Source organism: Pseudomonas sp. CC11G (genome assembly GCF_056174845.1).
Genome location: NZ_JBWBZC010000020.1, coordinates 23,655 through 49,474 on the forward strand (window position 1 = coordinate 23,655; position 25,820 = coordinate 49,474).

General features: G+C 62.2%; 17 protein-coding genes and 3 pseudogenes. 10 read left to right on the plus strand and 10 right to left on the minus strand.

Features of this window, described 5'->3' with window-relative positions:
* Positions 1 to 2: 2 nt before the first annotated feature.
* The 4 genes and pseudogenes from AC0V2S_RS20595 to AC0V2S_RS20610 form a co-directional block, all read right to left on the minus strand.
* Complete coding sequence (locus tag AC0V2S_RS20595) at positions 3 to 1,217, minus strand: nitrate/nitrite transporter (RefSeq protein WP_475511343.1); 1,215 nt, start codon at positions 1,215 to 1,217, stop codon at positions 3 to 5.
* Positions 1,218 to 1,643: 426 nt separating this feature from the next.
* A pseudogene (locus tag AC0V2S_RS20600) lies at positions 1,644 to 2,218 on the minus strand (ANTAR domain-containing response regulator).
* Positions 2,219 to 2,231: 13 nt separating this feature from the next.
* A complete protein-coding gene (locus AC0V2S_RS20605) occupies positions 2,232 to 3,431 on the minus strand; it encodes a CmpA/NrtA family ABC transporter substrate-binding protein (protein ID WP_475511344.1) in 1,200 nt (399 codons plus the stop codon).
* Positions 3,432 to 3,705: 274 nt separating this feature from the next.
* A pseudogene (locus AC0V2S_RS20610) lies at positions 3,706 to 7,718 on the minus strand (molybdopterin-dependent oxidoreductase).
* A gap of 585 nt (positions 7,719 to 8,303) precedes the next feature.
* Here AC0V2S_RS20610 and nirB point away from each other — a divergent pair.
* The 6 genes and pseudogenes from nirB to AC0V2S_RS20640 all read left to right on the plus strand — a co-directional run bounded on the left by nirB (position 8,304) and on the right by AC0V2S_RS20640 (position 15,614).
* Positions 8,304 to 10,868, plus strand: coding sequence for a nitrite reductase large subunit NirB (gene nirB, locus AC0V2S_RS20615; protein ID WP_475511345.1), 2,565 nt, complete (start codon positions 8,304 to 8,306; stop codon positions 10,866 to 10,868).
* Positions 10,868 to 11,230, plus strand: coding sequence for a nitrite reductase small subunit NirD (gene nirD, locus AC0V2S_RS20620; protein ID WP_475511346.1), 363 nt, complete (start codon positions 10,868 to 10,870; stop codon positions 11,228 to 11,230). The genes nirB and nirD overlap by 1 nt, the downstream gene beginning before the upstream one ends.
* 269 nt (positions 11,231 to 11,499) lie before the next feature.
* Positions 11,500 to 12,165 carry a substrate-binding periplasmic protein gene (locus tag AC0V2S_RS20625; RefSeq protein ID WP_475511426.1) on the plus strand — a complete coding sequence of 222 codons (666 nt, stop codon included), beginning with the start codon at positions 11,500 to 11,502 and terminating at the stop codon, positions 12,163 to 12,165.
* An 87-nt stretch (positions 12,166 to 12,252) separates the two neighbouring features.
* Positions 12,253 to 13,770 (plus strand): amino acid permease, encoded by a 1,518-nt coding sequence (locus tag AC0V2S_RS20630; RefSeq protein WP_475511347.1) that lies wholly within the window; start codon positions 12,253 to 12,255, stop codon positions 13,768 to 13,770.
* A 26-nt stretch (positions 13,771 to 13,796) separates the two neighbouring features.
* Positions 13,797 to 14,572 (plus strand): annotated as a pseudogene (locus AC0V2S_RS20635) (SDR family NAD(P)-dependent oxidoreductase).
* Between the two features lie 112 nt (positions 14,573 to 14,684).
* A complete protein-coding gene (locus AC0V2S_RS20640; protein ID WP_475511348.1) occupies positions 14,685 to 15,614 on the plus strand; it encodes a LuxR C-terminal-related transcriptional regulator in 930 nt (309 codons plus the stop codon).
* Between the two features lie 60 nt (positions 15,615 to 15,674).
* Here the strand turns inward: AC0V2S_RS20640 and AC0V2S_RS20645 are convergent, their stop codons facing one another.
* Both AC0V2S_RS20645 and AC0V2S_RS20650 read right to left on the minus strand, forming a co-directional pair.
* Positions 15,675 to 15,923 (minus strand): DUF3077 domain-containing protein, encoded by a 249-nt coding sequence (locus AC0V2S_RS20645; protein WP_475511349.1) that lies wholly within the window; start codon positions 15,921 to 15,923, stop codon positions 15,675 to 15,677.
* Between the two features lie 815 nt (positions 15,924 to 16,738).
* The gene (locus AC0V2S_RS20650) at positions 16,739 to 17,602 is read right to left on the minus strand and encodes an aldo/keto reductase family oxidoreductase (RefSeq protein WP_475511350.1); all 864 of its coding nucleotides are present in this window, start codon (positions 17,600 to 17,602) and stop codon (positions 16,739 to 16,741) included.
* Between the two features lie 99 nt (positions 17,603 to 17,701).
* Between AC0V2S_RS20650 and AC0V2S_RS20655 the strand changes: the two genes are divergently transcribed.
* Entirely contained in the window at positions 17,702 to 18,604 is a 903-nt protein-coding gene (locus AC0V2S_RS20655) for a LysR family transcriptional regulator (protein WP_475511351.1), read from the plus strand.
* A 196-nt stretch (positions 18,605 to 18,800) separates the two neighbouring features.
* Here AC0V2S_RS20655 and AC0V2S_RS20660 read toward each other — a convergent pair whose 3' ends face one another.
* Positions 18,801 to 19,574 (minus strand): AraC family transcriptional regulator, encoded by a 774-nt coding sequence (locus AC0V2S_RS20660; protein WP_475511352.1) that lies wholly within the window; start codon positions 19,572 to 19,574, stop codon positions 18,801 to 18,803.
* Positions 19,575 to 19,719: 145 nt separating this feature from the next.
* Here AC0V2S_RS20660 and AC0V2S_RS20665 point away from each other — a divergent pair, with 145 nt between their 5' ends.
* A complete protein-coding gene (locus tag AC0V2S_RS20665) occupies positions 19,720 to 20,940 on the plus strand; it encodes an MFS transporter (protein ID WP_475511353.1) in 1,221 nt (406 codons plus the stop codon).
* Between the two features lie 168 nt (positions 20,941 to 21,108).
* A complete protein-coding gene (locus AC0V2S_RS20670) occupies positions 21,109 to 22,035 on the plus strand; it encodes a LysR family transcriptional regulator (protein WP_475511354.1) in 927 nt (308 codons plus the stop codon).
* A gap of 92 nt (positions 22,036 to 22,127) precedes the next feature.
* Here AC0V2S_RS20670 and AC0V2S_RS20675 read toward each other — a convergent pair whose 3' ends face one another.
* Complete coding sequence (locus tag AC0V2S_RS20675; protein WP_475511355.1) at positions 22,128 to 22,568, minus strand: GlcG/HbpS family heme-binding protein; 441 nt, start codon at positions 22,566 to 22,568, stop codon at positions 22,128 to 22,130.
* Positions 22,569 to 22,570: 2 nt separating this feature from the next.
* The gene (locus tag AC0V2S_RS20680) at positions 22,571 to 23,920 is read right to left on the minus strand and encodes a metal-dependent hydrolase family protein (RefSeq protein ID WP_475511356.1); all 1,350 of its coding nucleotides are present in this window, start codon (positions 23,918 to 23,920) and stop codon (positions 22,571 to 22,573) included.
* Between the two features lie 257 nt (positions 23,921 to 24,177).
* Here AC0V2S_RS20680 and AC0V2S_RS20685 point away from each other — a divergent pair, with 257 nt between their 5' ends.
* Positions 24,178 to 24,555, plus strand: a complete 378-nt coding sequence (locus AC0V2S_RS20685; protein ID WP_475511357.1) for a nuclear transport factor 2 family protein — start codon at positions 24,178 to 24,180, stop codon at positions 24,553 to 24,555.
* Between the two features lie 94 nt (positions 24,556 to 24,649).
* On the opposite strand, the gene AC0V2S_RS20690 is transcribed toward AC0V2S_RS20685, so the two are convergent.
* On the minus strand, positions 24,650 to 25,807 hold the full coding sequence (locus AC0V2S_RS20690; RefSeq protein ID WP_475511358.1) for an alpha/beta hydrolase family protein: 1,158 nt from the start codon (positions 25,805 to 25,807) through the stop codon (positions 24,650 to 24,652).
* Between the last annotated feature and the right edge of the window lie 13 nt (positions 25,808 to 25,820).

The following is a 25,820-nucleotide window of genomic DNA, read 5'->3' on the forward strand; positions in this document are numbered from 1 at the left end:
CCTTACACGCGAGCAGCGGTGAAGGCAGCCGAACCCCAGGTGGTTCTCCAGCGGCGTTTAACGCCATGCAGACCGAACCAGGCGATGACGCCCAGGCTGGCGAACAGCCACAGGCCGAGCTGGTAGTCGCCAGTGTTTTGCTTGATCGCGCCCAGACCGGCCACCAGCAGGAAACCGCCGATGCCGCCGGCCATGCCGATCAAACCGGTCATTACGCCGATCTCCTTACGGAAGCGCTGTGGTACCAGTTGGAAGACCGCGCCATTGCCAGCACCCAGACCGAGCATCGCGACGACAAACAGCGCCAACGCAGCAAACGAACTCGGCAGGTGGAAACCGACGATGGCAATGCACACGGCCGCCGTGGCGTACATGCCCAGCAAGGTGCGAATGCCGCCAAACCGATCGGCCAGCGCGCCGCCCAACGGGCGCATCAGGCTGCCACCGAACACACAGGCGGCGGTGTAGTAACCGGCAGTCACGGGGTTGAGGTCGTACTGGTCATGGAAGTAGCCGGGCAGGGCGCTGGCCAGGCCCATAAAGCCGCCGAAGGTGACGCTGTAGAAAAACATAAACCACCAGCTGTCCCGGTCGCCCAGAGCCTTGAAGTAGTCGGCCATGGATTTGGGTTTGCTGCGGTTTGGCGCGTTTTTCGCCATCAGACTGAAGGCCAGCAAGGTTAGAAACAGCGGAATCAGCGCCAGGCCGAACACGTTGGTCCAACCGAAGGCGGCAGCGAGCACCGGCGCAGCCAAGGCAGCGATCACCGTGCCCGAGTTGCCCGCACCGGCAATGCCCATTGCTTTGCCCTGGTGCTCGGCCGGGTACCACTGCGAAGCGAGCGGCAGGGCCACGGCGAACGAGGCGCCGGCCATGCCGAGGAACACGCCCAACAGCAGGGCTTGTTCATAGCTGTGAATGCCCAGCTTCCAGGCGACCGCCAAGGCGCTGATGACCACGATCTGGCCGAAGATGCCGGCGGTTTTCGGCGACAGCTGATCCGCCAGCATGCCCATCAGAAAGCGCAGAAAGGCGCCGGCCAGAATCGGTGTGGCCACCATAAAGCCGCGTTGCTGGGTGGTCAGTTGCAGGTCGGTGGCGATTTGCACGGCCATGGGGCCGAGCAGGTACCAGACCATAAAGCTCAAGTCGAAATACAGGAACGCGGCAAACAGCGTGGGGGTGTGCCCGGCTTTCCAGAAACTGTTGTTGTTCATTCAACACCTCATCTGCAAAAAAGTTTGTTTGCAGGCGGAGTAGCCAGACCGGCTAACCCACCCCCTCGTTTCCGAGGCCGAAAACGCAAAAAACGCCGCCTTCCTCCGGGCACTTGGCCTAGGGAATAGCGACGTCTTTGTCGTGGTGGGGCAACCGCCGTTGGCTACCTGTAGGAATGTATGAGCAGGTTGTGTGCCAGGTTGGGTGGGAGGCTCTAGATCAAGGGGTTTGGCGTTTATGAGGTGGTTGGGGAGGGGGGTTGTGCTGCGTTATGGCGCGTGGAGGGTGTTGTGCGCACCATCGCGTACGCCTGGGGATTCTGGATCCCAGCCTACGCTGGGATGACGGTGTCCTCCCAAACACCTCCGTCATCCCAGCGCAGGCTGGGATCCAGAATTTCGAAGTAGTCGAATAACAGTGACGCGCTAATTCAACATCTCACTCATCGCAATAATCTGCTCCGCCACCTGAATCAACTTCTGCTGCCGGCTCATCGCCTGGCGGCGCATCAGGGTATAGGCCTCTTCTTCATTGCAGTCTTTCATCTTCATCAGCAGCCCTTTGGCCAATTCCACACGCTTGCGCTCGGCCAACTGCTGGTCGCGGGCGTGCAGTTGGGCGCGTAGCACCTGGTCGCTTTCGAAGCGGGCCATGGCCACGTCCATGATCGGCTGCAAGCGCTGCGCATGAATGCCTTCAACGATATAAGCGCTCACCCCAGATTTGATGGCCTGGCGCATCACGCCGGGTCGTGCTCGTCGGTAAACATCACGATGGGCCGTGGCTGGTCGCGGCTCAGCAGCACCACTTGCTCCATCACGTCACGGCTGGGGGATTCGGTGTCGATCAGCACCACGTCCGGGCGCACGGCTTCCACGCGGGCGGGCAGGTCGATGGTCAGGCCGGACTCGTCAATCACTTCAAAACCGGCCTCGCTCAAGGCGGCGCGTAGGCGCCCGACCTTCTTGGAGGTGTCGTTGATCAGCAGGATGCGCAACATGGTCAGCGACTCCTTACTGCAACGCATGCAGGGCAAAACTGCGGGCGTAGGCGGCGGGATTGCTGCCGTCCCACACGCTGCCGTCGAGCAAGGTGCTGCTGCGCAGCGGCGAGGCGGGCAGGGCGATTTCCAGGCTGCCGGCAGCGCGGGCGTACAGCTCAAATTGTTGCACTTGCTGCGCCACGGCCAGGTAATCGGGCTCTTCACGCAGCAAGCCCCAGCGGCGGAACTGGGTCATAAACCACATGCCGTCGGACAGGTACGGGTAGTTCGCCGCGCCTTTGGCGTGAAAGCGCAGGGCGTGTTGGTCTTGCCAGCTATTACCGAGCCCGTCGCTGTAGCGGCCGAGCAGGCGCGGCTCGATGCTCGCCACCGGCGCATCCAGAAACTCGCTGGCACTGAGCAGCTGCGCGGTACTGCGGCGGTTCTCCGGGCTTTCTTCAATAAACCGGCTGGCTTCCAGCACGGCCATCACCAAGGCACGCGCGGTGTTGGGGTTTTGCTCAACGAATTCGCGGGTGCAGGCCAGCACTTTTTCCGGGTGGTCTGGCCACAGCGCCTGGCTGGTGCTTACGGTAAAGCCTTGCCCCTCGGCAATGGCATGGGCGCCCCAGGGTTCGCCCACGCAAAAGCCATCGATACGCCCGGCTTGCAGATGCGCGAGCATTTGCGGCGGCGGCACCACCACGCTGTTTACATCGGCCAGCGGGTGAATGCCCTGGCTGGCTAGCCAGTAATACAGCCACATGGCGTGGGTGCCGGTGGGGAAGGTTTGGGCGAAGGTCAGTTTCGAATCGCTTTGGTGCGCGCGCTGTTGCAGTGCACTGCCAGTGGTCACGCCCGCGTCTTTCAGCGGCTGTGAGAGGTTGATGCTCTGGCCGTTCTGGTTCAGGCCCATCAGCACGGCCATGTCGCTAGCTGGCGCGCCGCTGATGCCCAGTTGAATGGCGTACACCATGCCGTATAGCGCATGGGCGGCATCCAGTTCGCCGCTCAGCAATTTGTCGCTAAGGCCGGCCCAGGAGCTCTGGCGTTTAAGGTTCAGGGTCAGGCCATACGGCTGGGCAAAGCCTTGTGTGGCGGCGACTACGACGGAAGCGCAGTCGCTGAGCGGCATAAAACCCAGGTTCAGCACGTTCTTTTCCGGCGCGTCGCTGCCGGCCACCCAGGCCAGGGCGTGGAGTGCATCCAGGGAGTTGCTGTGGTCGCTCATGCCGCGTATTCCCAAACCGTTTTGCAAAAAAAACGCCGTGTCTCCCGGCCTATTGCCAGTCGAGCACGACGCCATTGTCATGTCAGTTGCGGCCGTGTTCCAGCGTTGGAAGGGGGCCTTTGGGGTTTGATGAGCAAATGGTGTGCCGTTGATTGGCGGAGTCCTGACAAATTCTGGGCCCCAGCCTGCGCTGGGGCGACGGTAGACGAATTACAAACCCCCGTCATCCCGAATCGTCGGACCGCAGCGCAGGCTGGGATCCAGAATCGTGACTTCAATACACATCCCGCAGATAGCGCCGGTCTTTGCTCATCCCACTCACATACAACGTCGCCGCCCCCGCACTCATCTTGCCGTGCACCTGCACAATCTTCTTCAGCGCCGCATCCACGTCCTTGGCCATGCGACTGGCATCGCCACACACGCACACATAGGCACCTTGCTCCAGCCACTGCCAGAGCGCCGCGCCTTCTTCGAGCATGCGTTGCTGTACGTAGATTTTCTCCTGCTGGTCGCGGGAAAACGCGGTGTCCAGCCGGGTGAGCAAGCCGCTGCGTTGCCAGGCGCGCAGTTCGTCGTGGTAGTAGAAGTCACTCGCGGCGCGTTGTTCGCCGAAAAACAGCCAGTTCTTGCCGCCGCCACCTTGCGCCTGACGCTCCTGCAAAAACGCCCGAAACGGCGCGATGCCGGTGCCGGGGCCAATCATGATCAGCGGCGTGGTCGGATCCTGCGGCGGGCGGAAGTGGGTGGAGCGTTGCAGAAAAATCCGTACGCCGCTGTTGGCTGCGCGGTCGGCCAGGAAGGTAGAGCACACGCCGCCACGCGCCTGGCCTTGGTGCTGGTAGCGAACGATGGCGACGGTCAGGTGCACTTCGTTGGCCGTTACCTTCGGGCTGGAGCTGATCGAATACAGGCGCGGTTGCAGCGGTTTAAGCAGGCTGGCCAGTTGCTGGGCATCCAGGGCGATGGGGAATTCGCGCAGCAGGGTTGGCACTTGCCGGCCCCAGAGCCAGTCCTGCAACGCCGCTTGATTGCCTTCGTGCAGCAACTCGTCGAGGAATGGGCTGCCGTTGTGGCCGGCTACACGGCGCAGCAGGTCTGGGCTGATGCGGGCGATTTCCAGGTGTTCAGTCAGGGCTTCGCGCAGCGGCAGGGTGGGCTGATTGTCCAGTTCGACAGGGCTGTCGCCCTCCAGGCGCAACGTGGCGAGCAGTTCGTCCACCAGCGCGGCATCGTTGCTCGGCCATACGCCCAGGGCATCGCCGGCCTGGTACGGGAAGTCATGGCCATTGAGGTCAAACGCCAGGTGGCGAGTTTCCTTTGCCGCGCCGGGACTGTTGAGCACATGGTTATGCACCAAGCGAGTACGCAACGGATTGGCGCGGTTATAGGTGCTGCTTTCCACCGGTGCCGGGCGCAACAGCGCCGCCGGTTCAAGTTCGCCGCCAAACCGGCTGCACAACTCGTTGAGCCATTTTTCGGCCGGCCCTTGGTAATCCGGCTCGCAGTCCAGCCGCGGCTGTAAACGCTCGGCGCCCAGGGCGGCCAGGCGTTCATCGAGCTTGCGGCCAAAGCCACAGAACTGCTGATAACTCGAATCGCCCAACGCCAGCACGCTAAAGCGACTGGTGGCCAAGGCCTGGGAATCGGCGCTTTGCAGGCTGTGCCAGAAATCGCTGGCGTTATCGGGCGGGTCGCCGTCGCCAAAGGTGCTGGTCACCAGCAGTACGCCGGCGGCATTGCGCAGGTCATCCAGCTTGGCCTCGTCCATCGCCTGCAAGCGCGCGCGTTGGCCGGCGCTGCCCAGGCGCGCGGCGCAGGTGGCGGCCAGGGTTTCGCTGTTGCCGGTTTGCGAGGCCCAGAGCACCAGCCATTCGGGTTGATGGTTTTCTACCAACGCCAGCGGCGCGGACGCGTTGCCCGCGCGGGAAAACATGCCCGCCAGCAGGCCATCCACCAGCAGCCGTTTACCGGGAGCAATTGGCGCGCTGGCCGGCAGCGTAGGCACGCCACCCTCGCGCGCATCCACGCTACGCAGGCCCAGCAGAAACCCCTGCATATACAGCTGCTCATCAGCATTCAGGGCGAGCGGTGCCGGGGTGTCGAGGTTGAGCTGGCGGGCGAGCGCATCGAGGGTCATCGGAGCAGATTCCTTGGCGGATGGCGGTGCGATGGGCAGCAGGGCAACCGCGCAAAACTTGAACGCAGGCTGCAGCGAAATCGGGTCGATGGCATCGCTGGTGACGGCATTGATCGCCAGGTTTTCACCAAACACATCGTTCCAATGAAACGGCGCAAAACAATTGCCCGGTTGCACCCGGTCACTAATCACCGCCGGCAATACGGCACGGCCACGGCGCGAGCGGATTTCCACCTGGCTACGCTCAGCAACGCCCAGGCGCGTGGCGTCGCTGGGGTGAATTTCCACAAACGGGCCGGGGTTGAGTTTGTTCAGGGTCGGCACCTTGCCGGTCTTGGTCAGCGTGTGCCATTGGTGCTGCAGGCGGCCGGTGTTGAGCACCAGCGGAAAGTCGTCATCCGGCAACTCGGCGGGCGGCAAATAGGGGCGGGCGAAAAACTGTGCCTTGCCGCTGTCGGTGGCAAAGCGGGTGGTGTGTTCGTCGCGGTAGCGGATGGGGTTGCGCGCGCTGCCGGCGACGCTTGGGCAGGGCCATTGCAGCGGCGCCTGTTGCAGGCGGGCGTAGCTGGCGCCGCGAATGTCGTAGCCGGTTTTCGGGTTGGCGGCGTGTTTGATTTCCTCGAACACCTGCTCGGCATTTGCATAGGTGAACGCCTCGCTGTAGCCCATGGAGCACGCCACGCGGGCGATTAATTGCCAGTCGGGCAGGGTGTCGCCAGGCGCCTGCACGGCGGGTTGCATCAGGGTGAGGTTGCGCTCGGAGTTGATCATCACCCCTTCGGCCTCGGCCCACAGCGCGCCGGGCAGCAGGATGTCGGCGTAGCGGTTGGTTTCGGTGTCCAGGTAGGCGTCCTGGGTGATCAACAGTTCGGCGGCTTGCAGCGCCTCGATTACGGTTTGCCGGTTGGGCGCGCTGGCCACCGGATTGGTGCAGATAATCCAGCACGCCTTGATGTGGCCAGCGCGCATCTGTTCGAACATGGCCACGGTGCCATCGCCGGCTTCGGCACGAATGCTGCCGCTCTCAAGGTTCCAAAGTTGTTCGATAAAGGCGCGGTCTTCGGCAACCAATGCCGAACGTTGGCCGGGCAAACCGGGCCCCATATAGCCCATCTCGCGGCCGCCCATGGCGTTCGGTTGGCCGGTAAGGGAAAACGGCCCACTGCCAGGACGGCAGATGGCGCCGGTGGCCAAGTGCAGGTTGCACAGCGCGTTGGTGTGCCAGGTGCCGTGCACGCTTTGGTTGAGGCCCATGGTCCAGCAGCTCATCCAGTTTTGCGCGGCGCCGATCCACTCCGCAGTCTGGCGAATATCGGCCTCGCTCAAGCCGGTAATCTCGGCGACATGCTCTGGCGTATAGACGGCCAGAAAATCCTCCATCACCTCCCAGCCTTCGGTAAACGACTGGATGAACGCAGCATCCGTATGGCCGTTTTTCACCAGCAGGTGCAGCAAACCGTTGAGCAAGGCGAGGTCGGTGCCGGGGCGGATTTGCAGAAACAGATCCGCCTTGTCGGCCGTGGCGCTGCGCCGTGGGTCGATGACCACCAGCTTGGCGCCAGCCTTCACCCGGTCCAGCAAGCGCAAAAACAGAATCGGGTGACAGTCGGCCATATTCGCGCCGATCACCAAAAACAGGTCGCTGTGGTCGAAGTCATCGTAAGAACCGGGCGGGCCATCGGCGCCGAGCGACAGCTTGTAACCGCTGCCAGCGCTGGCCATGCACAGCCGCGAGTTGGATTCGATATGCCGGCTGCGGATAAACCCCTTGGTCAACTTGTTGGCCAGGTACTGCGCCTCCAGCGACATTTGCCCGGACACATACAGCGCCACGGCGTCCGGCCCATGCTCATCGATGATCGCGCGCAGACGGCTGGCGGTAGCTTCGATAGCCTGTTCGATGCCGACACGCACCGGGTCGCGATTGCGCTCCTGACGCATAAAGGCATGTTCCATCCGGCCGCTGTTAGCCACCGCCTGGCCGCAGGTGCTGCCCTTGGTGCACAGGCGACCGGCGTTGCTCGGGTGCTGTTTATCGCCCGAGACTTTGACGATCAGGTTGTTTTCCACCTGCATGACAATGCCGCAGCCCACCCGCAATAAGGGCACACGCTGCGGACTGTTTTGCTCGTCGCTAACTCGACCATGCTTTTCCCGCCGAAACGAAAAAGGCGCCATGCAACTGCACCGTTTTTCAACGGAAGCTGCATGGCGCCTTTGCCTGTAAAGGTGGCCATCGTCGTTGATGGCCTTTGCGTGTGTGTAGCAATGGCTGGGCCAACGCGTTGCTCGCGTGAGGACGACGCAGGTTTTCCGGGCCTTCACCGTCATTCCCGCGAAGGCGGGAATCCAGGTGCGCAGATGTTATTGCCCGCAAAATTCGCGTCACGTTGGGGCGCCGTGCACTGTGCTCGCACTGTTTTGGTCCTGATTCATTTGGCTCCCAGCGACCGCCGCCGACACCACAAACCCGCCAACCCCGGCCTCTACACCCCCCTTTAAATCCTTCTGGCACAACCACTGCATACGCCCAACCAACCCGCCGCGTTGCAGCGTGTGGGATGCCCTGTTGATCAATGGCGATCATCTGGCCGCAAACGGCCCGGGTACACATGACTGCGTCAGGCCTATGGGCCGGCAGCACGAACAGGCAAAGGCGCCTGGAACCTTTTTGGTTCCGGGCGCTTTTTTTTTGCTTCGACAAAACCGGATTGACCTTGGCGGGTGCACACATGAACAGCACAAATGATCTGCAAACCCTGGTGGTAATCGGCAACGGCATGGTGGGGCATCACTGCGTGGAGCAGTTGGTGGAGCGGGGCGCACTGGCGCATTACCGCATTCACGTATTCAGCGAAGAACCACTGCGCGCCTATGACCGCGTGCACCTCTCCGAGTACTTCGGCGGCCGCGATGCCGAGTCGCTGGCCCTTGGCGAAGCGGCGCTGTATCAGACGCCGGGCGTCACCTTGCACCTGGGCGTACCGGTGCTGGAAATCGACCGCGCCCGGCACGAGGTGATCACCGCCAATGGTTGCGTGCCGTATGACCAATTGGTGCTCGCCACCGGCTCTTATCCATTCGTGCCGCCGATTGAAGGCGCGGCCGGTGATTCGCGGTTGGTGTACCGCACCCTGGCCGATCTCGACACCATTCAGGCCGCCGCGAAAAACGCCCGCCGCGGTGTAGTAGTCGGCGGTGGCTTGCTCGGTCTGGAAGCGGCCAATGCGCTCAAGTCCCTTGGCCTCGAAGCCCACGTGGTCGAGTTCGCCCCGCGATTGATGCCCGTGCAGTTGGACGACAACGGCGGCCAGGCCCTGAAAGCGCGGATTGAAGAACTGGGAGTGAGCGTGCACCTGTCGCGCGGCACTCAGTCGATCACCAAGGGCAGCGACTACCGCTACCGCATGAACTTCGCCGGCGACGAGTTTCTGGAAACCGACCTGATCGTTTTCTCCGCCGGTATCCGCCCGCAAGACGCGCTGGCCAAAGCCTGCGAACTGGACCTCGGTGCCCGCGGCGGCATCGCCATCGACAGCCAATGCCGCACCAGCGACGCACGCATTTTCGCCATCGGCGAATGCGCGGCCTGGAACGGCAGCATCTTCGGCCTGGTTGCGCCGGGCTACCAAATGGCCCGCAGCGTGGCCGCGCAGTTATGCGATCTGGCCGGCTTGAGTGAAGACAGCGCCGCGCCGTTTCTCGGTGCCGATATGTCCACCAAGCTCAAGCTGCTCGGCGTGGACGTCGGCTCCATCGGCGATGCCCACGGCGCCACGGCTGGTGCACGCAGCTATCGGTTTATCGACGAAGCCACGTCCACCTACCGCCGCCTGATCGTCTCCGCCGACGGCAAACAAGCCCTCGGCGCGGTGCTGGTTGGCGACAACAGCTACTACGACACGCTGCTGCAATACGTGCAGAACGGCATCGCGCTGCCCGCCGACCCCGCCGCACTGATTTTGCCGCAAGGCAGCGCCGCGCCGGCTTTGGGCGTGGACGCATTGCCTGCCACCGCCACCGTGTGCTCGTGCCATAACGTCAGCAAAGGCGCGATCTGCTGCGCCATCGACAACGGCTGCAGCGACCTCGCTGGCCTCAAAGCCAGCACCAAAGCCGCCACCGGCTGCGGCGGTTGCGCGGGCTTGCTCAAGCAGGTGTTCGAGCACGAACTCACGGCGCGCGGCGTGGTGGTCGACAAGAGCCTGTGCGAACACTTCGCCTATACCCGCCAAGAGCTGTATTCGCTGGTGCGCGTCGGCGGCATCGAAACCTTCGAAGACATGCTCGCCCGCCACGGCAAAGGCCATGTCGGCTGCGATATCTGCAAGCCGGCGATCGGCTCCATTCTCGCCTCGTGCTGGAACCGGCCGATTCAGGAACCGTGGTTGGTGCCGTTGCAAGACACCAACGACACCTTTATGGCCAACATGCAGAAGAACGGCACCTACTCGGTGGTGCCGCGAATTCCCGGCGGCGAAATCACCCCGGATGGGCTGATCGCCATCGGCGCCGTGGCGAAAAAATACGACCTCTACACCAAAATCACCGGCGGCCAGCGCATCGACCTGTTCGGCGCGCAACTCCACGAGCTGCCGGATATCTGGGGCGAGCTCATCGCCGCCGGCTTTGAAACCGGCCACGCCTACGGCAAATCAACCCGCACGGTAAAAAGCTGCGTCGGCAGCACTTGGTGCCGCTACGGCGTGCAAGACAGCGTGAAAATGGCGCTGTTTATCGAAGACCGCTACAAGGGCCTGCGCTCGCCACACAAGCTCAAGTTCGCCGTCTCCGGCTGCACCCGCGAATGCGCCGAAGCGCAAAGCAAAGACGTCGGCGTTATCGCCACCGAGAAGGGCTGGAACCTGTACGTAAGCGGCAACGGCGGCATGCGCCCACGCCACGCCGAACTGTTCGCCACCGATCTGGATGACGAAACCCTGATCCGCTACATCGACCGCTTCCTGATGCTGTACATCCGCACCGCCGACAAACTGCAACGCACCTCGGTATGGCGCGAAACCCTGGAAGGCGGCCTGGACTACCTCAAGGCCGTGATCATCGACGACAGCCTGGGCCTGGGTGCCGAGCTGGAGGCGCAGATGCAATTGGTGGTCGACCGCTACGAATGCGAATGGGCCAACGCGCTTAAAGACCCGGAAAAACTCAAACGCTTCCGCACCTTCGTCAACGCCAAGGGCGGCGACCCGGATATTCACTTCGTCAAAGAACGCGGGCAGATCCGCCCAATTCAGTTGGACGAACTCAAGCTGATCAACGCAGTGGAGGTGGTGTGATGCAGGCCATGGCAATCGAGCAACAGGGCTGGACCGCCGTGTGCGCGCGCGGCGATCTGGTGGCTAATTCTGGCGTGGTTTCGCTGGTGGACGGCGTGCAGGTGGCGCTGTTTTATCTGCCGGAAGGGGAGCAGGTGTTTGCCGTGGAGAACCGTGACCCGATGTCGGGCGCCAATGTGATTGGGCGCGGCATCGTTGGGAATCTGGCCGGTGATCTGGTGATTGCTGCGCCGTTGTATAAGCAGCATTTCCGGCTGCAGGACGGTACGTGCCTGGAGTATCCGGAGCAGTCACTCAAGGTGTGGCCGGTGAGGGTGAGTGGGGGCGTGGTGGAAGTGTATTTAGGCGGGTGGGGCGCCTGACTTGAGATTCTGGATTCCGGCCTGCGCCGGAATGACGGAGGATTGTGCTGGCACCCCCCGTCGTCCCAGCGAAAGCTGGGACCCAGACTCGTGCAGGAAAATGCAGAACGTCTGGCGAGCAAGGATTGTCTAGAGTCCTATAACCCCCTCATCACCCACGCCCGGCGGACGATACGACCAGACACCTCCTTTGCGCCGTACTTTGCCTGGCCGCCCTCAGCAGCCAGGCCAACGCCGCGACCCCGGTACTCACCATCGCCACCAGCGAGCTGCCGCCCTACGTCAGCGCCAACCCCGCGCGCAGTTTTCTCACCGAGCTCTTGCCCGAGGTGGGCAAGGAAATGGGCGTGACCTTCAAGTTCCGCTTTCTGCCCTGGCCGCGCTGCGAACTGGCCGTGGAAGCCTTGCAGGTCTGGGCCACCATGCCCTATGTGCCCACCCCCGAGCGCGACGCAAAATTCCTGTTCTCGCAGCCCCTGTATGCCAAGAAAACACTGCTGTTTTACTACCAGCAGGACGAGCGCCAGTACCCGCAAACCTTTACCGAGCTGAGCGAACTGCAGCCCTACAAAATGGGCGGCGTGCGCGGTTATTACTATGAGGCGCTATTCGCCGAAGCCGGGCTGACCCTGGACCTGGCCACCAGTGAAGAGTCGAGCTTTAAAAAACTGCGCGCCGGTCGGGTAGATATGGTGCCGTCGGTGGAGGGGGTGGGCTGGGATGTGATCCGCAAGAACTTCTCCGCCGATGAGCAGCGCGGGTTCCATACCCTGGAAACGCCGTTGGCGGTGGGGCATAACTTTCTGATGACCTCGCGCAATTACCCGCACACCGAGCAATTGCTGGAACGCTTTAACGTGGCGTTGGCTAAGTTGCGCCGTAATGGCGTGTACAAGGCGATTGCCGAGCGCCACGGACTGACGGTTGATAACTGAGCTATGTCCCTTTGGGGACATACCGAATTTTTTCCGCTGCCGCGACTATCCACCCTTAGGTAAAACCATGAGCGAGGGGAGGGGCAGATGGAAAAGATCGCAACAATAAGCGCACCGTCAGGTGCCACGGGCGGTGTCAGCTACCAACAGGTGGATGCCGGTTACTTCGAACAGCGCACGCTGCAGCGTCATGCCGGATTTTTCACCCTGCTGGTGTTGGGCGTGGGCGCGGTGATTGCCGGCCAGTATTCGGGCTGGAACCTGGGTCTGGCTCAGGGCTTTGGCAGCATGCTGCTGGCTACGGTGATCATCGCGGTGATGTACCTGTTTCTGTGTTCATCGATAGGTGAAATGTCGGCCGCCTTGCCGCACACCGGCGGCGCCTATTCGTTCTCGCGTACCACCCTCGGGCCGTGGGCGGCTTTAGCACGGGGTTGGCGGAGAACATTGAATTTATCCTGGCGCCGGCCGGCAACATGTTCTTTATGGGCACCTACCTATCGGCCATTTTCGGCACGTCGCCGGACTGGCAACCGCTGTGGTGGATCGTCGGCTACGCCTGCATGCTTCTGTTGTCGGTGCGTGGTCTGGGCATGTCGATGCGCATTGTGGTCGGTATTACCCTGGCGGCCATCGCCGTGCTGCTGGTGTTTTTTCGTCACCGCCATTCCCCATGTGGATTTCGCCGCCAACGCCCTGAACCTGGCCGCCGATGCCGACGGCAAAGCAGTGGAAGTGGCCGGCGGGCATGGCCCGTGGCTGCCCTTCGGTTTAACCGGGGTGATGCTGGCGCTGCCGTTTGGTGTGTATATGTTTCTGGCCATCGAACAGCTGCCGCTGACCGCTGAAGAAGCCCACGACCCAATCAAACATATGCCGCGTGCTCTGGTGTTTGGCATTCTGATTCTCGCGGCGCTGGCTCTCGGCGTGTTGTATTTCAGTGCCTCGATTGGTGGCGGTGCGTTTGCCATGAGTGCGTCGGCGGAGCCGCTGCTCGATGGCTTCCGGGTGATCTTCGGCCATACCGCCAGCAAGGTGTTGGCTGCCGTTGCCGTACTTGGCCTGGCGGCATCGTTCCTGGCCGGCAGCTTTGCCGCCGGGCGCAATATCTACTCGCTGTCGCGCGCCGGCTATTTGCCGACGGCGCTGTCGGTCACTCACTCGAAACATAAAACGCCCAACCGCGCGCTGGTGACCGGCTCGGCATTGGCACTCTCCGTTCTGCTGGTGTTCTGGTTCACCTTCGGCCGGGAAAACAACGCGCTGATGGGCGGGATCATGGTCAGCATGATCGTGTTCGCCGGGATGATTTCGTACATCCTGCAGAGCGTGGCTTATATCCGCCTGAAGCGCTTGCACGCCAACCTGCCGCGCCCGTATCGCAGCCCGTACGGGGTGTTCGGCGCCGTGGTGGTGATTGCCATCGCCGCCTTGACCCTGGTGTACCAATTCCTCGACCCGCTTTACCGCTGGGCGGCACTGGGTGCAGCGGCCTGGTACTTGCTGGGCATCGCTTACTTCGCTTTCTATCGCCGCCACCGCCTGGTGCTGTCGCCAGAAGAAGCGTTTGCCGTCAACGGCGGCCGTGACGCGCACCCGCATTGATCCCTACCCATAACGAGGAGTTACGCATGTCTGCACAGCAAGGGCGCCTGCACGGCAAGGTCGCCATTATCAGCGGCGGCGCCGGCGGTTGCGGTGAGGCCGCCAGCCGCCTGTTCGCCGCCGAAGGGGCTCAGGTGGCCATTATCGATCGCGACGGCCCGGCCGCCGAGGCGCTGGCCCGGCAGATCGAGGCCGACGGGGGCAGGGCGATTGGCATTGGCGCCGATGTGTCGCAGGCCGCCGAAGTGAAGGCAGCCGTGGCCACTGCGCTGGAAGTGCTCGGCCCGGCCGATGTGCTGTTCAACCACGCCGGCACGTTGATCGTGAAACCGTTTCTGGAGGTGCAGGAGCACGAGTGGGATTGGCTGATGGCGGTAAACGTCAAGAGCATGTACCTGATGACCCAGGCGGTGTTGCCGCAAATGCTGGCCAAGGGCAAGGGCAGCATCGTGTGCACCTCGTCCATTTCGGCGCAATACGCCACGCCAGGTGAGGTGGTGTACAACGCCAGCAAGGGCGCCTGTCAGATGTTCGCGCGGGCCATTGCCGTGGAATTTCGTGACCGTGGCATTCGCTGCAATGCGGTGGCGCCAGGCTTTATTCGCACGGCTCACGGCGTACGTGAGCTGCACGACTTGCAGGCCATGGCGTGGATGCCAGCGAAGCCGCGATTGCCATACAGCAAGGGCGGTTGTGCGAGCCGGAGGAGGTGGCGCGTGCCGCGTTGTTCCTGGCCTCGGACGATGCGTCGTTTGTCAGCGGTGCCCAGTTGTTCGTGGACAATTGTTTTTCAGCAGTTTGAGGGGCGTTTTCGCCAATCTGGCAAGCGTTGTGCTTTGATTTCCCACTGAATGAGGTGACGTAGCGCTCGGCGGTTTTACCCGTCGGGCGCCTTACAAAAAAGAAGGTGCAACATGGCACACGGTGCGCAATTTCCCCATGGGCAAAACTGGTTGGCGCTGGAAACCTGGCACGCCAGAACGCCGCAGCTGATCGCCACGGTCGACACCCCGGCATTCCTCGAATGCATGGACCAAGTGCTGCACAGCATCGTGGCCTACGACCAGAGTTGCGTGCTGATTTACCCCGCCAACGCCTTGCCGCAGTTTTTGCACAACAACCTGCAGGGCATCTCAGAACCTGGCGCGTTGCAGCGCTACCTCAGCGGTACGTATTTACTCGACCCGGTGTACACCGCCTGCGCCCACGGCCAGCCGGCGGGGCTCTATCGCATGGTTGATCTGGCGCCGGATGCCTTCTTTGAAGGCGAGTACTTCAACTCCCCGGATGTGCACCCGTGTATCTCGCTGGAGTCCGGTTCATTGGCTGAAGAAGTCGTGTTTATTTCGCCGTTGGCCGGCGGTGCCTATGCCGCGTATTCGCTGATGCGCTGCAACGGTTCAGAGGCTTTTAGCGAAGAGGAATTTGCCGCGTTGCAGCTGTGTCAGCCGGCGTTGGAGGCTTATCTGCAGCGACACTACGGCGGGGCGGTGCGGCCGCTATTGGAAGGCGCTGGTGTACGGACGATTGCCGAGCATTTACAGGCGGCGTTTGCTGGGTTTGCTACGGATCGGCTAACGCCGCGTGAGCAGTCGATTGTGAGCTTGATATTGCGCGGGCACTCGAGTGTGTCGATCGCGCTGCACCTGGAAATTGCTGAGGGCACGGTGAAAAACCATCGCAAGCATCTGTACAGCAAGCTGCGCATTTCTAGCCAGTCGGAGCTGTTTCATCTGTTTGTAAATCACTTGTTGGTGGGGGCGCAGCCGCCGTTGCCGGATTTGTCGTTGGTGGGGGAGTTTCGCGGGGTTGTTACGGCTGGGTTACCAATGGAAACAGCGTAGGGGTTGGTATTTGGAAAAGGAGGCTTGCGCCTCCTTTTTTGCACGCGCGGCGATTACCTGTCAGGCAGCGGCGCTTTGGCACGCTTTGGTGAGCGCTTTGGCCATTTCACTGAGGGTTTGCAGGATGGCGCGCTCGTGGTCTTTGTTCATGAGCGAGTCGGCTGCGGACAGTGTTTCGACGTACATCATCAGGTCGGCGGCTCGGGAGAGCGCTTCTTCGATGGGGGCGCCGGCGTTGACCAGGAACAGCGGTTCGCTGCCTGCTAGGTCGAAGGGTTGGGACGTTGTTACGTTGGATTTTGCTTTCATAGTTAGCGCCTTTCAGTAGTTGAGAAGGCTGCCATAACTCGTCGCCAAACGAAGGGTGGCAGCTGTACGTGGGTTGGCGAACCGGCGAAATACGGCGCAAAAACCGGCATACCCGAAGGTATCCCACGCACAGCCGCCATTGCTGAATCTAGGGCATAAAAAAGCGCCTGCAATTCAGATGGTGGCGCGTGATCGCGCTATTTCTTTTCGGGTCGCCAAACCCTGTCGCTGAGTTGGCAGCGACGGCGGGACTATAGGGCGGGCTTGGATGGCTGGCAACGGCTTTTTCGGGGTGAAAGGCACTGCGGGAAATTTCGCTGCGGGGCTTAACCGGGCGCGGTAGACGGGGCTCACGGGATAGGTGGATCGACATCAACGGCCCTGCGATTTTCTGGCGAGCGTTGGGTTTGTTCATTACCGCGTGGGCTGAACGTTTTGTTTCGCGCCTTACGCGCGAGTTTCTTTTTCCAGTCGATGAAAAAGAAACCAAAAAATCTCGCCCCCACCTGGGCCCTACGCTGCGCTTCGGGTCCCCTCGCTACGTCGTCACTCCAGGGGCCGGGCTGAGGGCCATCCATGGCCCCATCCCTCTTCGCGGCTCCCGGCCGCTCCGACCCCTTACGCAACGACTACGCTCGGCCTGGCGCTAAAGGGGCGGGTAGATCACAAGCCAGATCAAGATCAAAAGCCGATCAAAAGCCGATCAAAAGCAGATCAAAAGCAGATCAAAAGATCGAGTGAGGTTTGGGTTTTCGGCCCTACGTCACCCCTCGCCCGCTTGCGGGAGAGGGGCCGGGGGTGAGGGGCTTTTGATCTCAGGCCAAAGCATCCAGCTCAGCCAACAACGCCGGCGGAATCACTAGCTCGCTGGCGCTCAGGTTTTCGTGCAAATGCGCGACCTTCGACGTACCCGAAATCAGCAAAATATTCGGCGACCGTTGCAGCAGCCAAGCCAACGCTACCCGCAGCGGCGAAGCGTCCAATTGCGTGGCCACCTTGCTCAGCGTTTCCGATTGCAGCGGGCTAAACCCACCCAGCGGAAAAAACGGCACATAGGCGATGCCTTGCTGGTTCAGTTCGGCGATAAACGCTTCGTCGGCGCGGTGGGTGAGGTTGTAGTGGTTTTGCACGCATACGACCTTGGCAATGCCTTGCGCTTCTTTCACCTGCGGCGCGCTTACGTTGCTCAAACCAAGATGCTGAATCAGCCCCTGACGTTGCAGTTCGGCCAGCGCGGCAAACCCTTCGGCAATCGATTCGGTGCCCGGCGCGTGCACGGTGCCCCAGGCGCGGTAGTTCACCACGTGCAGGGTTTCCAGGCCCAGGTTGCGCAGGTTTTCGTGCACGGCCTGGGTCAGTTCGGCGGGGCTGTGGGCGGGGTTCCAGGAGGCATCGCTACCGCGCACGGCGCCGACTTTGGTGGTGAGGGTCAGGTTGTCGGCGTAGGGGTGCAGGGCTTCGCGGATCAGTTGATTCACCACGTGCGGGCCGTAGTAGTCGGAGGTGTCGATATGGTTCACCCCGGCTTCCACCGCCGCACGCAACACGGCAACGGCCTGCTTGGGGTCGTTGGGCGGGCCGAATACTTTCGGGCCGGCCAGTTGCATGGCGCCATAGCCCATGCGGTTTACGGTGCGCTCGCCAAGTTGGAAGGTGCCGGCTTTGTTCGCGTTGCTCATGTGATGGTCCTCGCGGGGTGGGGGTGCCAGCACTATAGACATTGACCACTGTGCTGATAATGAGCTGCAATCGGCACGGGTTGTACGGGAGTGCGAACAGTGGCGGCAGATATTCAGGACTTGATGGCGTTTGTCGCGGTGGTAAATGCCGGCGGCTTTCGCGAGGGCGCGCGCGGCAGTGGCAAGTCGGCCTCCAGCTTGAGCGATGCGGTGCGGCGCCTGGAAACCAGCCTAGGCGTGCGTCTGTTGAATCGCACCACGCGCAGTGTGGCGCCGACCGAAGCGGGTGCGCGGTTGATGGAGCGCATTGTGCCGGCGCTGGGCGAAGTGGAGTCGGCGCTCGATGTGGTCAACGAGTTTCGTGATCGGCCGTCCGGCACCTTGCGCCTTAATGTGCCGCTGAGTGCGGCGCGGTTGGTGTTGCCGGCGATCATCACGCCGTTCTTGAAAACCTACCCGGACATCCGCCTGGAAGTGATGGTGGAGGAAAGCTTCGTCGACGTGCTCGCGGCCGGCTGCGACGCCGGCATTCGTTACGACGAGCGCCTGGAGCAAGACATGATCGCCGTGCCCATCGGCCCGCGCTGGCAGCGCTGCGCCACGGCGGCCTCGCCGGCGTATCTGGCGGCCCATGGCACACCGGAACACCCGCGCGATTTGCTCAATCACGCCTGTTTGCGCGGCAGGTTTCCCAGCGGCGCCATGCCGTTATGGGACTTCGAAAAAAACGGCGAAGTGCTCAGCCTGGATCCTGGCGGGCCATTGATTGTGCAAATTGGCGGCGCCGTGGATCTGGCGGTGCAGGCGGGGTTGGATGGCCTGGGCATCGTCTACCTGTTTGAAGACTGGCTGCGCCCGTACCTCGACAGCGGGCAATTGGTGCCGGTGCTTGAACCCTGGTGGCAGTCGTTCACCGGGCCGTTTCTTTACTACCCCGGGCGGCGCTATGTGCCGTCGCCGTTGCGGGCGTTTGTGGAGTTCATCAAGGCCAACGCTCCGTAGGGTGTGCTTCGCGCACCAAGCCGTCTGCCAGGCGATTGCTGAACGCCGCGTTCTTCAATAACACTCCGTCATCCCCGCGCAGGCGGGGATCCAGAGTGTTGTGACGAGCGCCGTTACCTGGAAAAAGCCTGGGCCCCCGCCTTCGCGAGGGCGACGGTGTAAAACCAATCTCCGTCTTCCCGCCAAATCCAAGCGTTCATCTGAAAAACTGACTCGGCGTCACCCCGAACTGCTTTTTAAACATCGTGGCAAACGCACTCGGGCTCTCGTACCCCAGCGCGCCGGCCACGTCGATAATCCGTTCGCCCACGGCAATCCGCTCCAGGGCCTGCAACAAGCGCGCTTGCTGACGCCATTGGCCGAACGTCATGCCGGTGCTTTTCTGGAACAGGCGCTGGATGGTTTTTTCGTCCAGGTGCAAGCGCCCGCTCCAGTCGGCCAGGGTGGCGTTGTCGCCGGGGTTGTCTTGCAGGCTGGTGCAGATCACTGCTACGCGTGGGTCCGCCGGTTGCGGTAAGTGCAGGGGCAGGGTGGGGAGGATTTTCAGCTCGTCGAGTATCAGGTTCATCACCCGCGCTTCCCGCGAGTTGCTGGGGTAGGGCTCGGCGATGCCGATGGAGGTTTGAATCAATTCGCTGAGCAGCGGCGAAATGCTCACGGCCTTGGTTTCGTTGGGTAGGTCGAAGCTGTCGTCGGGCTGCACGAACACGCTGCGCATCTTCACCTGGCCGATGCAGCGAATCGCATGTTCCTGGCCACTGGGCATCCAGATGCCGCGACTGGGCGGCACCGTCCATTGGTGCAACGCCGCATGCACGACCATCACGCCGGCAATGGCGTAGATCAGTTGGTGTTTGTTGTGGCTGTGCGGCGGGATATGCCAGTCGGCCGGGTAGTCGTTGGCGCTGCTGCTGACGCGCCAGGCCGCGGCGTCGATTTCGCGCACGTGTTCATCGATTGGTCTGAACATTGTCTGTTTTGCGATAGTTGTTGTCTGCATTTCGCGAGACAGGCGCTTTTGTGGCCCCGTAGGATAGCGCCGACCCACGAAATTGCCAGCGCATGTTTCTGCGCCTGGCCTTCGTGGCTTGTCTTGAATGTCAGGAAGCTGCCCTATGTCTATCAGTGCCACTGCTTCACCCTCGGCTGCCGCCCCGTCGGTTGCCCAACAAGCCAGCCCCTTGGTTATGCGCGTGATCGGCGCCTGCGCCCTGGCGCACCTGATCAACGACCTGATTCAGGCCGTGCTGCCATCGATCTACCCGATGCTAAAGGCCAACTACGGCCTGACCTTCGCCCAGGTGGGCCTGATTACCCTGACGTTCCAACTGACCGCTTCGCTGCTACAACCCTGGGTCGGTTACCACACCGACCGCCACCCGAAACCCTGGCTGCTGCCGGTGGGCTCGCTGTGCACGCTGGTGGGCATTTTGCTGCTGGCCTTTGTCGGTAGCTTTCCGGCCATTCTGCTGGCCTCAGGCTTGGTGGGCGTGGGCTCCTCAACCTTCCACCCGGAAGCCTCGCGCATTGCTCGCTTGGCGTCGGGCGGTCGGTATGGCCTGGCGCAGTCGACCTTTCAGGTAGGCGGCAACGCTGGCACCGCGTTTGGTCCGTTGCTTGCGGCGGCCATCGTGATTCCCTACGGCCAGGGGCATGTCGCCTGGTTCGGGGTGTTCGCCGTGTTTGCGATTGGCGTGCTGTACGGCCTGAGCCGCTGGTACCGCAACCACCTCACTCTGTTCAAGCTCAAGAGCGGCGGCGTGGCCACCCATGGCCTGTCGAAGCAGCGGGTGATTGGCGCGTTGGTGGTGCTGGCGATGCTGGTGTTCTCCAAGTACTTCTACATGTCGAGCCTGACCAGCTACTACACGTTCTTCCTGATCGAGAAGTTCGACCTGTCGGTGACCAGCTCGCAGTTGTACCTGTTCCTGTTCCTGGGTTCGGTAGCGGCCGGCACCTTTTTCGGCGGGCCGATTGGTGACCGGATCGGGCGCAAGAAAGTGATCTGGTTTTCCATCCTCGGCGCGGCCCCGTTCACTTTGGCGCTGCCTTACGTGGACCTGTTCTGGACCGCCGTACTGGCGATGATCATCGGCTTTATTCTGTCGTCCGCGTTCTCGGCGATTGTGGTGTTCGCCCAGGAACTGGTGCCAGGTAACGTCGGCATGATCGCCGGGATTTTCTTTGGTTTGATGTTCGGCTTTGGCGGTATCGGCGGCGCGCTGCTGGGCTACCTGGCGGATATTCACGGCATTGAATACGTGTTCCGTATTTGCGCGTTCCTGCCGCTGCTGGGGATTTTGACGGTGCTGTTGCCGTCGACCAAGGGCGTTTGATTTGCGCCGCTGGGTGCCGCTCAACTGAGCGGCACCCAGCACCTCGTGACTTTTTGAAGGTGAAGCGGCCTATGGCCGTTACCGATACCTGCCAACGCCAATCACGATTGGTCTATTCACCTCTTGCGCTCTAGGGTCAGCTACCGCCGCTGTGTGTGAGCTGAACCCATGCGTTATCGCCGCCTCGACCTCAATCTGCTGATTGCCCTGGATGCCTTGCTGACCGAGTGCAGCGTCACCCGTGCGGCCGAGCGTTTATGCCTGGGCCAGTCGGCCACCAGTTCGGCGCTGGGTCGCCTGCGTGAGCATTTCAATGATCCGTTGTTGGTGCAGGTCGGGCGCAGCTTGCAGCCCACCACGCTGGGGCTTTCGTTATTGCCGAAAGTGCGCGAAGCCCTGGCCCTGACGCGGGAGATCACCGATGCCCCGGTGCTGTTCGACCCGGCCACCTGTGACCGGCGTTTTACCCTGGTGGCGTCGGATTACGTGGCCGCCGTTTTGTTGCCCGCGGTGAGCCGTGAGTTGGCGCGGGTGGCGCCGCAGGTGCGGTTGACCCTGCGCGATTTGCCATTGCCACGTGACGGCGACGTGGTGAGCGAGGCGCTGGACTATCGGCGCAGTGATTGCGTGATCGTGCCGCAGCGCCGGCTGAACACGGCCTATCCCCATCAGCCGCTGTTGACGGATGAACTCTGCTGCCTGGTGAGCGCCGATCAGCCGGATTATGCCAACGGCCTGAGCCTGGCCGCTTATTGCGATGCCGAGCATGTGGTGCGCGAGTTTGCCGATGGCCGTCATCTGGCCCTGGATGCGGCGCACCTGGAAGAGCTGGGCATTCCCCGGCGGGTGGCGGTGGCGCTGGAGAGTTTTGCGTTGATGCCGGATTTTATTGTGGGCACCCAACGGGTGGCGACGTTGTTTCGCCGGCAGGCGCAGCTGTTTACACAGCGGTATCCGCTGCGGGTGGTGGCGGCGCCGTTGGCGTTTCCAGCGGCGACGCAGGTGGTGCAGTGGCATCCGTATCAGGATAGGGATCCGGCGTTGAGTTGGTTTCGCGGGGTGTTGCAGGAGCAGGCGGCAAAATTGAATCTGTAGGAGCGAGCTTGCTCGCGAACCCTGCAAACGATGTCCGTTGCGGGTTTCGCACAACGGGCTTCGCGACCAATCGGATGGCCGGCCATTTGCTCCTACACTGGGTCCCCGCAGTCAGCCTGCAACCCCACAGAAGCTATCCCCGCCAACGCACAGCGCTCATCGTTATCCGACGTATCCCCACTCACCCCAATCGCCCCCAACAGCTGGCCACTGCCTGAGCGAATCAACACGCCGCCAGCCACTGGAATTACCTCACCCCCAGTCAGGCTATTAATCGCATCAAAGAACGCCGGCATCGCCTGCGCGCGGCGGGCCAGTTCGCGCCCCCCAAACCCCATACCCAAACACCCGCGCGCCTTGCCGGTGGCGATCTGCGGGCGCAGAAAGCTCGCCTGCTCATCGCGCAGCACCGCCAGCGGGTGCCCTGCGCTGTCGAGTACGGCGGCGGCCATCGGTTTAAGGCCCAGCTCGCGGGCCGTTTGCAGGGCGACGCTGGCGATTTGTGCGGCGCTGGTAACGGTCAGTGTGTCCATGCTCATACGCTCCATTTGCCCAGTTGCGCGACACGGTCGCGGGTGTAGAGGTCGGTCCATTTCAGGGAGTTGAAGTCCGACACCTGCTTGGGGTTGTAGGGGCTTCTGTCCATGCGCACCGGCAGGCCGGCCTTGTACACCGCCTTGAGTTTGCTGCGGTCTTGCAGCACGCGAATGTCGTCCAGCGGCGAGCCGTCGAGCAGCAGGAAATCTGCCTGCTTGCCCACTTCCAACGTGCCCAGGGTTTCGCCTCGGGGCATGCAGCGCGCGCCGACGTTGGTGGCGGCATACAGGGCTTCGGCCGGGGTGAAGCCGAGGCGAGTCACCAACAGTTCCAGCTCGCGCGCATGCCATTCGCCGTAGGGGGTGACGGCAAAGCCACTGTCGCTGCCGCACGCAAATGGAATGCCGGCGGCCTTGGCGCGTTTCAGCACCTGGCTGCCGACCTCCAGCGTGCGCGCGCAGTAGCCGGCGTAACCGGTGGTAATGGCCGGGTCGTGGGGTTGGCAGAAGTCCACGGTGTTCTGTGGAAACGTCATGGTCGGGGCGAGAATGCTGCCGGCTTCCAGCAGCGCTTCGATGCAGGCGTCGTCCATATAGAAGGCGTGGAATACCAGGTCGACGCCTGCTTTGGCGGCGTACATCACCGCCTCGCGGCCGTAGGCGTGGGTGGCGACTTTGCAGCCCAGGCGGTGGGCTTCTTCGACCATCTCCTTGGTTTCATCGGCGGTGAAGGCTGCGATGATTTCGCCATTGGGGCGGCGGTGCGTGCCGTCCATGGCGATCTTGATCAGGTCCACGCCGTCTTTGGCCTGCTTGCGTACTTCTGCGATGGCTTCGCTGCGGCTGGTGACCAATCGCGCGGTGAAAAATTCGGGGGCGCCGACCCTGCTGGGAAACCAGTCGTTCAAGCTTTGCCGGTTGGTGATCACCCGGCTGCTGGCGGCGATACGCGGGCCGTCAAACATGCCGGCGGCAATCGAGTTGCGCACGGCAATGCTCAGTTGGCCGCTGTCGCCGGGGCACACCATGCTGGTGACGCCGGCGGCCAACACATGCTGGGCGAAGAACAGACCACGCAGGGCGCGAAATTCATCGGTGGTCCAGATATCAATGTCTTCTTCGCTCTGCGCGTTGCCGAACGCCAAGTGCGTGTGCACGTCCACCAAACCTGGCATGACGAAGTTGTCGCCGGCATCCACCACCTGCGCGCCGGGCGACGGCAACGGAGCGGTGCTGCGCGGGCCAACATAGGTGAGCAGGCCGTTTTCCACCACGAGAGTTTGCTGCTGGCGGGTGTTCAGGCTGGCGCCGTCGAATAGGGTTTGGCAGTGCAGGTGCAAGGTGCTCATAACGGTTGGGTCACTGTGCTTATGGTTGTGCTGGCAGGCTGCCGAGTGCCGGGTTTGGACACCAACAGATTGCATCGATGGCCAGGTATCGATGGCTTCAATACCGAGTGGAACGCAACGGCGGCGGGCGCCGCGTCGGTAAGAAAGAAAGTGGCGGGAGGTATCGCAAGTGACGATGCGAGGCATCGTGATCCACGATTTTTTCCACGCGCCTGGCCGCGCCTAAGGTGCGCGCTCTTAACCAAGGAGCTGTACCCATGAGCACCACACAACACCTGCTGGACCTGGAACAAGACCGTCGTCGCGCGCTGGTGGAAGAAGACCACGCCAGCGTGGCCCAGCTGTTTGCCGACGACCTGGTGTACGTGCACACCACGGGCCTGGTGCAAGGCAAGACCGACTACCTCGACTACGCGCGCACGGCGGTGCAATACCTGGCGATTGAGCGCGGCGAGTTGCAGGTGCGGTTTTATGGCGACGGGTTGGCGGTGATGACCGGGCCGCAATGCAACACGCTGCAGAAGCGCGGCGGTGATCAGCCGATCAGAGGGGAGGGGTTTGCGACGCAGGTGTGGGCATTAGGGGAGAGCGGCTGGCAGATCGCGTCGTTTCACGCGACGCGATCTCCCGCCTAAAACATCGAGGTGTAGGTTGGGTTGAGCCGCAGGTGAAGCCCAACATTGCGATCGATAGATAAACCGCGTTGGGCTTCGCTTTACTCAACCCAACCTACGCCGTTTTTCCACCGAGGTTTTCCGCCACCCAATCAGCAATGTACTGCCCGGCATTGATGCTGTTATCAAAGCTCGAATGCTGCACACCGCCTTCACGTTCGGTGAAGATTTTCAGCTCGCGTTTCGGGCTGTTCACCAGCTGCTCATAGGTGCGGTGTGCCCACTTGAGGGGGATTTGTGAATCCTTCTCGCCGTGGGTAACCAGGAACGGCACGGTGATGCGGTCGAGCACGCCATCCAGGTGTACGTTTTCGGCGATGGCCATAAAGTCGTCCTGATCCTTCGCGCCCCATACCCAGCGCACATGCGCCCAGTAGTGCGGCACCGGGAAGCTGCCTTCTTTTTCCAACCGACGTTTTTGCACGTCGCGCCAATCGTGGTTGGCGCCCCATACCACGCCGCAGGCAAACCGCGGTTCGAAGGCCACGGCGCGCGGGCAGTAGTAACCGCCCAGCGACACACCTTCCAGACCAATCCGCTTGGCATCGAATTCACTGCGGGTTTCCAGCCAGTCCACCACACGGCTGGCCCAGTGTTCGCTGTCGTAGCGGGCGGTGAGGTTGTGCAGGCGCAGCGCTTCACCGGTGCCGGGCTGGTCGATGATCAACGACGCCACGCCGCGCTTGGCCAACCAGGCTGGCAGGCCGACGCGGTATTTCATTTCCTTGGTCGAATCCAGGCCGTTTACCTGCACTAGAATCGGCTGCGGGCCGGTTACGCCTTCGGCGCGTACCAGCAGGCCGGAGATCACGCTGCCTTCATACGGAATTTCCACTCGCTCGCAGTTCTCTTTGGACAGCTCGATGCCACGCGCGAAGGTGTGCAGAAAAGTTTGGTACAGCGCGGTACGCCCTTCGGCGCCGTGGGCTTGCAGGCGTTCGCAGGTGAGGTAGTACGTGGCGGCGCGGTTGTATTTTTCCCCGGCCGAAAGCAGGCGGCCGGCCGCTTCATCTTCTTCGGCCAGGCCACAGAGTTTGTAGGCCATCTTCTGCCAGGTTTCGCGAAAGGCTTTAGTGCCGGCGGCGTCGGGCTGCTTGGCGGCCTCTTGCAGCGGCGCGCACATCTCCTCGATCTCGCCCATGCGGGCGCCCATTTCAATGGCCAGGTCGACCGAGAGGTTCCAGACGTAGTTAGTGGGGAAGTAGCGGAACATGATTGTTGTTGTC

What these genes read in the sequence shown, in the direction of transcription:
- AC0V2S_RS20595 (WP_475511343.1), bottom strand. Translation starts at nt 1,217, where the DNA reads ATGAACAACAACAGTTTCTGGAAAGCCGGGCACACCCCCACGCTGTTT.
- AC0V2S_RS20605 (WP_475511344.1), bottom strand. Translation starts at nt 3,431, where the DNA reads ATGAGCGACCACAGCAACTCCCTGGATGCACTCCACGCCCTGGCCTGG.
- nirB (WP_475511345.1), top strand. Translation starts at nt 8,304, where the DNA reads ATGAACAGCACAAATGATCTGCAAACCCTGGTGGTAATCGGCAACGGC.
- nirD (WP_475511346.1), top strand. Translation starts at nt 10,868, where the DNA reads ATGCAGGCCATGGCAATCGAGCAACAGGGCTGGACCGCCGTGTGCGCG.
- AC0V2S_RS20630 (WP_475511347.1), top strand. Translation starts at nt 12,253, where the DNA reads ATGGAAAAGATCGCAACAATAAGCGCACCGTCAGGTGCCACGGGCGGT.
- AC0V2S_RS20640 (WP_475511348.1), top strand. Translation starts at nt 14,685, where the DNA reads ATGGCACACGGTGCGCAATTTCCCCATGGGCAAAACTGGTTGGCGCTG.
- AC0V2S_RS20645 (WP_475511349.1), bottom strand. Translation starts at nt 15,923, where the DNA reads ATGAAAGCAAAATCCAACGTAACAACGTCCCAACCCTTCGACCTAGCA.
- AC0V2S_RS20650 (WP_475511350.1), bottom strand. Translation starts at nt 17,602, where the DNA reads ATGAGCAACGCGAACAAAGCCGGCACCTTCCAACTTGGCGAGCGCACC.
- AC0V2S_RS20660 (WP_475511352.1), bottom strand. Translation starts at nt 19,574, where the DNA reads ATGTTCAGACCAATCGATGAACACGTGCGCGAAATCGACGCCGCGGCC.
- AC0V2S_RS20665 (WP_475511353.1), top strand. Translation starts at nt 19,720, where the DNA reads ATGTCTATCAGTGCCACTGCTTCACCCTCGGCTGCCGCCCCGTCGGTT.
- AC0V2S_RS20670 (WP_475511354.1), top strand. Translation starts at nt 21,109, where the DNA reads ATGCGTTATCGCCGCCTCGACCTCAATCTGCTGATTGCCCTGGATGCC.
- AC0V2S_RS20675 (WP_475511355.1), bottom strand. Translation starts at nt 22,568, where the DNA reads ATGGACACACTGACCGTTACCAGCGCCGCACAAATCGCCAGCGTCGCC.
- AC0V2S_RS20680 (WP_475511356.1), bottom strand. Translation starts at nt 23,920, where the DNA reads ATGAGCACCTTGCACCTGCACTGCCAAACCCTATTCGACGGCGCCAGC.
- AC0V2S_RS20685 (WP_475511357.1), top strand. Translation starts at nt 24,178, where the DNA reads ATGAGCACCACACAACACCTGCTGGACCTGGAACAAGACCGTCGTCGC.
- AC0V2S_RS20690 (WP_475511358.1), bottom strand. Translation starts at nt 25,807, where the DNA reads ATGTTCCGCTACTTCCCCACTAACTACGTCTGGAACCTCTCGGTCGAC.